Here is an 8909-nt window from a genome sequence, read left to right on the forward strand (position 1 = left end):
AAGCGTCGGACCTTTTTCCCTTCCGGCTCGAATTCCCGGCGCCAATCATGGGATTCAGGTTCACGAATTCATTGCGGCTCTTCTCGGAAGGTGAAAGGACATGGGGGTTCACGCTCCGGAGCGCATTGCCGTGAGGCCGGATTCCGCCGGCCTGACGGGGGTGCGACTCCATACCCGGATGCCGGTGACACCGGCCTGGCTGGCCCGGCACGTCGTCCCGGTCGCCCGCGAACTGGGCGAGCGGGGCGTGCCCGGCGTGCAGGTGCGGCGCGGCTGGCTGCACGGACCGCACGTCGACGTGCTCGCCCCGGCCGCCGCGCTGCCGCCGGGCGGCGCCGTCGACTGGGCGGCGGTCGAGGCCGCGCTGGACGCCGGCCCCCTCGACCCGGCCCGGGCGCTGACCGAGGAGGTGTACCTGGGCCAGGCCCGCGAGTTCGGCCGCCTCGAAGCGGTGGAGCCGCCGTACCTGCCGCTGCGTGAGCACGGCACCGTACTGCGCGTCACGCCCGGCGATCCCGCGCTGCGCTCCCGGGAGCCGCGCCTCGACGCCCTGCGCACGGTCGTGTACGGCGCCCTCGCGACGCCGGTGCTGACGATGATCGAGGGGATGGCCGAGGAGCCGGGCAGCGGCACGGTCCGCCTCGCGGAGGCGTTCGCCGCCCTCGTCGACACCCATGCCCTGGGCCCGGCCTACGGGGTGTTCTCGCCCCGCTCGCACGTGGAGGCCTTCCTCGCCTGGGCGGCTCCGCGCAAGGACATGCGTCCGGTCTTCCGGGAGCGTCTCGCCAAGGAGGGCGCCCGCATCCGGGAGGTCGTCGAACAGCGCCTGAACGGCGCGGTGTCGCCGGCGGCGGCCCAGTGGCGCACGGCGTTCGCCTACGGCGCCGGGGTCCTGGACCACGCGGTCGCCACCGGCGCGCTCACCCCCGACCTGCTCGACTCCGTCACCGACGGCGTCGACCGCAGCCGGATGGGCCCGCCCGGAGCGGAGACGGTGGTGCCGCGCGGCGAGCAGCCCGACACCGACTTCCACCGGACCGTGCACGGCTCGGGGGCGATCAGCACCCCGTCCCCGTTCTTCGCCGCTTACCGCCTGCTGACGAACCTCTTCTACCAGCAGCTGCCCCTGCTCACGGTCTCGCCGATGCAGCGCTACTACATGTGCTTCGCACTCGCCGAGACCGTCGACGAGGTGCTCGGCAGCAGCTGGCGGGAGCGCCTCACCGCCACGGAACCGACGGGAGCCCCGCGATGACCAGCCCCGAACCCCAGTGGTTCCTGCGCGTCAACCCGCTGCGCAGGGCCCGCCTCGCCGACCCGGAGCAGCGCCGCCTGCTCGGGGAACTCGCAGCGGCCGAGGAGGAGTTGGCGGAGGCCGCCGAGGTCTGCTCGCAGGAGCTGTACGAGCGGATCGGCGCCGCCGACTCGGACGCCGAGCGGCGCGAGCTCATCGCCCTGCGCCGCGCCATCCACAACGGCCGCGCCCCCAAGAAGACGCCGGAGAGCCTCGAAGCGACCCCGTCGGTGGCCCGCTGGCTGGCCGCCTGGAACGGGCGGGAGCGGCTGCGCGCCACGATCGCCGAGGGCTATCCGGCCGCGGCCGACCGCGAACGCGCCGTGCTGGCCGGACTGCTGGGCGACGGCGACCTGCTGCGCTCCCTCGCGCTGATCGCCCCCGAGGTGCACCAGGAGGCCGAGCGCTACCGGGCCGCGGTGGAGGGCCCGGGCAAGGTGTCGGCCCGCACCCGCAAGTCGGAGCGCGGCCTGATCCAGTACGTGACCCGGGCGATGGTGCGCACCAGCCCGCTCTCCCGGTTCACCGCGGTGGGCATCGCCGAACCGGCCCCAGCCGGCGACCCGGAGGCCGTCCGCCCCGGCGACGTGCCCTTCACCGGCGCGCGGGCCGTGCCCGGCCTGGACCGGGTCATGCTCCACTACGTCCTCGGCGGCCTGCCCACCGACGACACCGACCTGAGCGCGCTCTGGGTGGGGATGCCGCCAACCTCGGCCCCCGACCCGGAGACGGGCAAACTGTTCTTCCTGAAGTTCTCCGAGCAGGGCATGCACCGGCTCGCCGTCCCGCTCGACGGGCCCGTGGGCGATCTGCTCGACGCGCTGTCGATGGGACCGCGCAGGTTCCCGGCGGTCGTCGCGCATGTCGCCGCCCGGGCCGGCTGCCCCGCGGATGAGGCCGAGCGACGCGTACGGCAGGCCCTGCACCAGGGCGTGCTGTGCACGTTCGGCAGGCCCGAGGAGGAGTCCGCCGCGGGCGACTACGACGACCTGCTGACTCTGCCCGACGCCGAGCAGCCGCCCGAGGTACGGGAGTTGGCGACGCGGGTGCGCGCCGGGCTACCTCGGGTGACCGAGGCCCCGGCCGCCGAGCGGGGCGCGCTGCTGGCCGGACTGCGCGGCGACCTCGGCCGGTTCAGCCAGGCGGCGGGCCGCCCGGCGCACATCACGGTCGAGGAGGACTACGTCATGCCGCCGCTCAAGGTGGCGGCCTCCGACTGGCACGCCCCGCTGGCCGACCTCGGCCCCGCGGTGGAGCTCCTGACCGTCTTCGACTGGCTGCACGACGTACGGGTCCTGATGACCGCCGCGTTCGTGGAGCGGTTCGGGGCCGGGGCGAACGTGCCGCTGGCCGAGCACGCGGCGTTCATCGTCGGGGAAGTCTCCCGGCGGGCCGCCGCGATGGCCGCCGTGTACGGGCCCGAGGGCACCGGCCAGGCCGCCGCGCTGTCCGGCATCGGGCCGGCGGACGGCTGCCTGGAGCGCATGTACCTGCTGCGCCGCGAGCTGTCCGAGGAGGTGCACGCCCTCCTCACCAAGACGGCCCAGGCCGGTGAGGACACCCTGCGGCTCACCGCGGCGGACGTCGCCGAGCTGACCCGGGCACTGCCCGACCGCTTCCGCAGCGACCCGCTGATCTACGGCGTACTGCTCCAGCAGGCCGGCGACCGGCTCGTCCTCAACGACGGACTGCCGGGCCACGGCATGCTGTACGCGCGCTTCCTGGAGGCCGACCGCCGCCAGGGCGGCCGCGCCCTGCCCCGCCTGGCCGACCGTCTGAACCGCTTCTACGGCCATGACGGCATCCGCATCACCGAGGACCTGGGCCTGCACCGCCTCAACGTCAACGCGCACACGCCGGTGCTGCCGGGCGGCCTCACGGCCGAGGACTGGTTCACGCTGCGCCTGGCGCACGACCCGGAGACCGACACGCTGCGCGTCGAGGACTCCGACGGCGCCCCGCTGCGGGTGCTGCCGCTGGGCACCGGCCACCCGGGCCTGTTCCCCCCGCCGCTGTCGGTCGCCTCCGGCCTGGTCATCAGCGGCCGGCTCTTCAACAGTCTGCCCAACTCCTGGCACGCGTCGACCCCGTGGGACGGCAGGCACACCCGCGTCGCTCCGCGCATGGCCGTCGGCGACGTCCTCATCGGGCGCCGCCGCTGGTACGGCGGTGCCGAACTGGACACGGCCGTCGCCGCCGGGCCCGACGAGCACGAGCGGCTCCTCGGACTGACCGCCTGGCGCTCCCGCCACGGCGTGCCCGAGGAGGTCGTCATCAAGTCGGCGCCGGAGGACGAGGGCCCGCTCTCGGTCGGCGCCCCCGACATCCAGTCCAAGCGCCTGGCGCAGAAGCCGCAGTACGTCGACCTGTCCAGCGCGCTGGCGGTGCGGGTCCTGCCGCGGATGCTGGAGCGCCGCGGCGCCGGCACGAGCTATCTGGAAGAGGCCCTGCCCGGCGTCACCGACGGCACACACGCCACGGAGTGGGTGCTCGAGGTGGCGCGTGAGGCCGGAGGCCGTTTCGAGTATCACCCGGCCGACGGCGGGGCAGCGGAAGGAGTCCGGTCATGACCGTGACCGATGCCGAGAGGCCCCCGGCGCGGACGGCCCCGGGTGCCGAGCCCCTCGTGGCCCGGCCCGGGCTGCACTACGCGCCCGTGCCCGGGGGCGTCTACTTCAGCGGGACGCGCGGGCAGTTCGTGCTGCGCGGCTCGGAACTGCTGTACGCGGTGGCGGACGGCTGCGTGCCGCTGCTGCGGGCGGGGACGACGGAGGACGCGCTGGTCGCCGAGTTCGGCACCGAGCGGGCCCGGCCCGCCGTACGGCATCTGCTCGGCAAGCTCCGGGAGAACGGCCTGCTGCTCGACCATGCCGCGCTCACCGAGCCGGAGCCGCCGGCCGAGCTGGCCACCCGGCACGCCGAGACGCTGGCCCGCCTCACCGCCCGCCTCGACGACCCGTACGCCGCGTTCGCCCGTCTGCGCCGGGCCCGGGTGCGGCTGCACGGCCCGGCGACGGCGACGGCTCCGGCTCTGCGCGGCCTGCGCCGGGCGGGCGTGGCCGACGTGACGGCGACGGCCGTCTTGGAGACACCGCCGACACCCCTGGTCCCGGTCTGCGACCCCGCGATGTACGCGGACCCCGCCCTGCTGTCCGGCAGGAGCGGATCGGCAGGCGGCTCCAGGGCGTTGTTCCCCGCCGGCGGCCCGGCGGTGCGCCATTCCCTGACTCCCGCCGGCGACCCGGCGGTGCACCACCCTGTGACTCCCGTCGGCGACCCGGCGGTGAACGGAACCGGTACGCGAACTCCCGTCGGCGCCCCGGCGGTGGACGGACACGGTGCCACAACTCCCGTCGGCGACCCGGCGGTGAACGGAACCGGTACGCGAACCCCCGTCGGCGCCCCGGCGGTGGATGGAACCGGTAGAAGAGCTCCCGTCGGCGACCCGGCGGTGGACCGGACCGGTACACGAACCCCCGTCGGCGCCCCGACGGTGAACGGACACGGTGCCACAACTCCCGTCGGCGTCCCGGCGGTGACGGCGCCTGTGACGACCGAGGGCGTGCCCAGGGTCGTCGTCGAGTTCCTCGACGGTGACCGGACGTGGACCGAGGAGGACGGCACGCTGCACGTGCCCGTGCTGCTCGGGCCCGGGCCGGTGCTGGTCGGGCCCGTGGGAGTCGCACCCGGCGCCTGGGAGGTCTTCCGGGACCGGGCCAGGGCCTGGGCGGACGCCGAGGGCGTCGAACCGGCGGCCGGACCGATCGCCCACTCCCTCGCGGGAGCCCTCGCCGCACAGCTCCTGACCGACACCCTCACGGGTGTCGCGGAGCCCGGGGAGGCACACGTCGTGCACGGCCCCGATCTGACGGCCGACCGCGTCACCGTCACGGGCGCCCCCGTGAGCGAAGCGGTCGCCGTCCGTCTCGCCGGCGCCCCCGCCGACCCCCTCCCCGCCCCCGAGGACGCGCTGGACGCCGCCGGTGTGCTCACCGCCCGCTGGACCGGCCTCTTCGCCTCCGCGCAGGGCGAGGACCTGCCGCAGATGCCCCTCGCCCTGCGCGCCGCGGAGCACCGGGCGGATCGCACGGGCACGGTCACCGCGTGGGCCGCCCACCAGGAGACGGCGACCATCGCCGCCGCACTGGCCGCCCTGCGCGACCGCGTCACCGACACGTCCGGCACCCCGGCGGCGGGCCTCACCCGCGAACACTGGCTGCTGGACGGCGCCCTGCGCCAACTCGCCCGGCTGGAAAGGGACGTCCTCGAAACCGACGCCCCGCTGCACGCCGAAGGCCACCGCATCGCCGACGAGTTGCGGGCGCTGCTCGGCGGCACCGAACCGGCCCTCGCCGTCTCCCGGTACGCCGGGATCGGCTGGCCGCTGGCCGAGGTCACCGTCGGCGGTCGTCCGCTCGGCGCCGGCTGGGGCCCGACCGCCGTGGAGGCGACGTACGCCGCGCTGTGCACGGCACTGGCCGTCGCGCAGAGCGGCGGCACGGCCGGCCGGCTCTCCACGGACGCCCTGCTGACCGTGGACGACACGGCCCGGGCGGCGCTGCGCGCGCAGTTCACGGCCCGCGCCGTCCACGAGGGGCACGCCCTCCGCACCGACCCGGTGCTCGGCGAACTCCCCTTCTGGCACGGCCCGGTGACCGCCGACGCCGCCATCCCCACGACCGCCGAGGAGGCCACCGATGCCGACCACTGAACCGTTGGCCGCCGAGCCGTCGACCACTGAGCCGTCGATCGCTGTGCTGGCCGGTCCCGCCCTGCCGGTGGGGGCGTACGACGACTGGCTGCCCGCCCTCGCGCCCCTGGCCCGCGCCACCGGGGCCACCGTCTCCGTCAACCTCGGCTGGGACCTGCACTGGGAACGCGACCGCGTCACCGGGGCTACGGGCCCGCACCTGTCCGTGCGGGTCCACGACGACGAGGTCATGGTGGGCCCCCTGTGGGTGCCCGGCACCACCTCCGGCTGCGCCGCCTGCGCCGAGGTGCGCGAACGCACCGTCCTCGACCACCCGCTCGTGGGCGACCTCACCCAGGCCACCCGCGTCCCGGCAGCGCCCGCGCCCCTCCTGCCCGAACTCCTGCGCAGCGGCCTCCACCATCTGGCCACCCACCCCCTCGCGCCGGGCGAGGCCTACTCGGTGACGGTCCGCGGCACCCGTCGGCACCGCATCGCCCGCAGCTTCCACTGCCCGGCCTGCGGCCTCTCTCCCGAGGACCTGGTGGCGGCCGAGCCCCCGGCACCCCGCACCCTGCGCTCCCGGCCCGCCGTGCCCGGGGACGCCACCCGCACCGCGGCGAGCCGGCTCGTCGAGCCCGGCTTCCTGCGGGACCGGCTCGTCGACGACCGTTTCGGGCCGGTCCGCGCGATCCTGCGCGAGTCGCACGCCCCGTTCGCGATGAGCATGGCCGTCGTCGCCGACGCCCCGGCGATGGGCCACGGCAGGGCCCGTACGTTCACGGAGACCGAACCGGTCGCCGTCCTGGAGGCGTACGAGCGGCTCGGCGGCTACCCCTACGACATCCCCCTGCTGACCGGCCGCTCGTACCGCGAGGTCGCCGAACGGGCCGTCGACCCGGGCAGCCTCGGCCGCTACACCGCCGAGCAGCTCGCCCACCCGACGAGCAGGGCCACGCCGTTCACCGCCGACACGGCCATGGACTGGGCCTGGGGCCACGATCTGGCCGACGGCACTCCCCTGCTGGTCCCGGCCGACCACGCCTTCTACCAGTACGAGTACGCCTTCCGCCGGGACCGGCGCGCGGCGCGCGTGGCCGGGGCCGCGAACCGCCGGCACTACTTCTTCGACTGCTCCAGCGGCTGCGCGGTCGGCGCCAACCACGAAGAGGCCGCCCTGCACTCCCTGTTCGAACTGGCGGAGCGGGACGCCTTCCTGACGTCCTGGTACCGGGCCGAACCGCTCCCCCACATCCCGGTCGGCACGCTCACCGACCCCACCAGCCGGGCCATGGTCGAGCTGATCCGGGCCCGTGGTTACGACGTCCATCTCCTGGTCGCCACCCGGGACATCGGACTGCCGGTGGTGTGGGTGATCGCCGTGAACGAGAAGAACCCCTTCCCGGCGACCTTCTCCTCCGCGGGGTCGGGCGCCGAGCCCGAGTCCGCGATCCGCGGGGCGCTGCGCGAGGTCGCCCAGCTCGTCACCAACCCGGTCGACTGGACGCGCGAGCAGGTGGAACGCATGGTCGAGGACCCGTGGCTGGTGGAGGAGCTGGAGGACCACGTCCGCTTCTCCTCCATCCCCGAGACCCGCGACCGCGCCCTGGCGGGACTCGGGGGCCCGGCCGTCACACTGGAGGAGGCGTTCCCGGACTGGCCGGGACGGCTGGAGCGTGCGGCCGGCGGCGACGTGCGCGGCACCCTGCAATACGTCGCCTCGCTCTTCGCCGACGCGGGCCTGGACCGGATCGTCATCGTCGACCAGACCAGCCGGGAGCACTCCGACGCCGGTATCGCGGTCGCCCGTGCCGTCGTCCCCGGCATCGTGCCGATGTGCTTCGGCCACGCCCAGCAGCGCCTGGACGGACTGCCCCGGCTGCGCGCCGCCCTGCGCGGCACGGGCCAGGAGCACGGGGCGATCCCCTACGACCCGCACCCGTTCCCGTGACGGCCCCCGCCGAGCCGTGGACGCGGCGCGCCCCGGTCGACCTGCCGGGCCCCGAGGGCGACAACAGCATCGCCCGCGAGCCCCTCTGGTACGCCTACGGCGCGGGCGACGACGCCCCGGAGCCACCGCCGTGGACCTGGGCGGCCACACCGCCGCCCGACTCCCATGTGCCGCCCCCGCCCCCACGCCCGGCAGGCCCGGCGACCCTGCTGCCGCCGGGCACGACGGACCGTCTGTCGGCTCTCCCGTACCCGCAGGTCCCGGCCCCGGGCGGCCCGGCCTCACCGGACGCCCTGGCCCACGCCCTGACCACCACGTTCGCTCCCCTGCGCCGCGAACCGGAGAACCCCTACAACGAACACCGCCCCTACGCCTCACCGCGCTGCCTGTTCCCGGTGCACGCCTTCGTGGGGGACGGCCGCGACTGGCGCCTGCTGGAACCGGCCCGCCACACCCTCACGGGCCCCGGCACCGGCGCCCCCACCCGTATCGCCCTGACCGGCCGCTACACCGCGATCCCCCTGGCGTACCAGTGGTTCCGGGGCTCCCTGGTGGCCATCGAAACGGGCATGGTGCTGCGCGCGCTGAGCCTGGGCCTGGAGCTGTTCGGAATACCGGCGACACTGACACCGCCGACGGCGGACGGCCCGGGCTTGCTGCGCGAGCTGGGCGTGGAGCAGACCTGGGAGTGGTCGTTGCCATGGCTGGTCGGGCTGGATGAGCCGCAGGGCACAGGCCACGCGGCGACCAGCATCAAGGAGACTCCGGCCCCTGAAGGCGACCCTTCCCTCACCGACGTGGTCCGTGTCAACCGGGCTCAGCCGTACGTACCTAGGGGCGCGGGGCAGCCTTCGATATGCGGCTACCGCCGCGTGGGCGCGACCAGCCACAACACACCCGCACCCATGACCACCGCCGTACCCCCCACCCCGCCCCCTTCACAACGCACTCCCACCTGGTCGGAACTCCTCTGG

General features: G+C 75.3%; 4 protein-coding genes and 1 pseudogene. All 5 read left to right on the forward strand.

From position 1 onward, the window contains the following. The first annotated feature begins 178 nt into the window (after positions 1-178). Positions 179-1255: a hypothetical protein gene (locus K4G64_RS17100; RefSeq protein ID WP_221756896.1), complete on the forward strand. Its 1077-nt coding sequence runs from the start codon at positions 179-181 to the stop codon at positions 1253-1255. Beyond that, complete coding sequence (locus K4G64_RS17105; protein ID WP_221756897.1) at positions 1252-3864, forward strand: lantibiotic dehydratase; 2613 nt, start codon at positions 1252-1254, stop codon at positions 3862-3864. Before K4G64_RS17100 ends, K4G64_RS17105 begins: the two co-directional genes overlap by 4 nt. Beyond that, positions 3861-6005 carry a hypothetical protein gene (locus K4G64_RS17110; protein WP_221756898.1) on the forward strand — a complete coding sequence of 715 codons (2145 nt, stop codon included), beginning with the start codon at positions 3861-3863 and terminating at the stop codon, positions 6003-6005. Before K4G64_RS17105 ends, K4G64_RS17110 begins: the two co-directional genes overlap by 4 nt. Then, positions 5992-7935 (forward strand): TOMM precursor leader peptide-binding protein, encoded by a 1944-nt coding sequence (locus K4G64_RS17115; protein ID WP_221756899.1) that lies wholly within the window; start codon positions 5992-5994, stop codon positions 7933-7935. The genes K4G64_RS17110 and K4G64_RS17115 overlap by 14 nt, the downstream gene beginning before the upstream one ends. Further along, positions 7932-8909 (forward strand): annotated as a pseudogene (locus K4G64_RS17120) (hypothetical protein); the annotation flags it as partial. The gene K4G64_RS17115 and the pseudogene K4G64_RS17120, both read left to right, overlap by 4 nt.

Source organism: Streptomyces sp. WAC04114 (assembly GCF_019733245.1).
In the GTDB taxonomy this organism is placed as follows: domain Bacteria; phylum Actinomycetota; class Actinomycetes; order Streptomycetales; family Streptomycetaceae; genus Streptomyces; species Streptomyces massasporeus_A.

Coding starts and splice junctions, on each gene's coding strand:
- K4G64_RS17100 (WP_221756896.1), top strand. CDS start 179: ATGCCGGTGACACCGGCCTGGCTGGCCCGGCACGTCGTCCCGGTCGCC.
- K4G64_RS17105 (WP_221756897.1), top strand. CDS start 1,252: ATGACCAGCCCCGAACCCCAGTGGTTCCTGCGCGTCAACCCGCTGCGC.
- K4G64_RS17110 (WP_221756898.1), top strand. CDS start 3,861: ATGACCGTGACCGATGCCGAGAGGCCCCCGGCGCGGACGGCCCCGGGT.
- K4G64_RS17115 (WP_221756899.1), top strand. CDS start 5,992: ATGCCGACCACTGAACCGTTGGCCGCCGAGCCGTCGACCACTGAGCCG.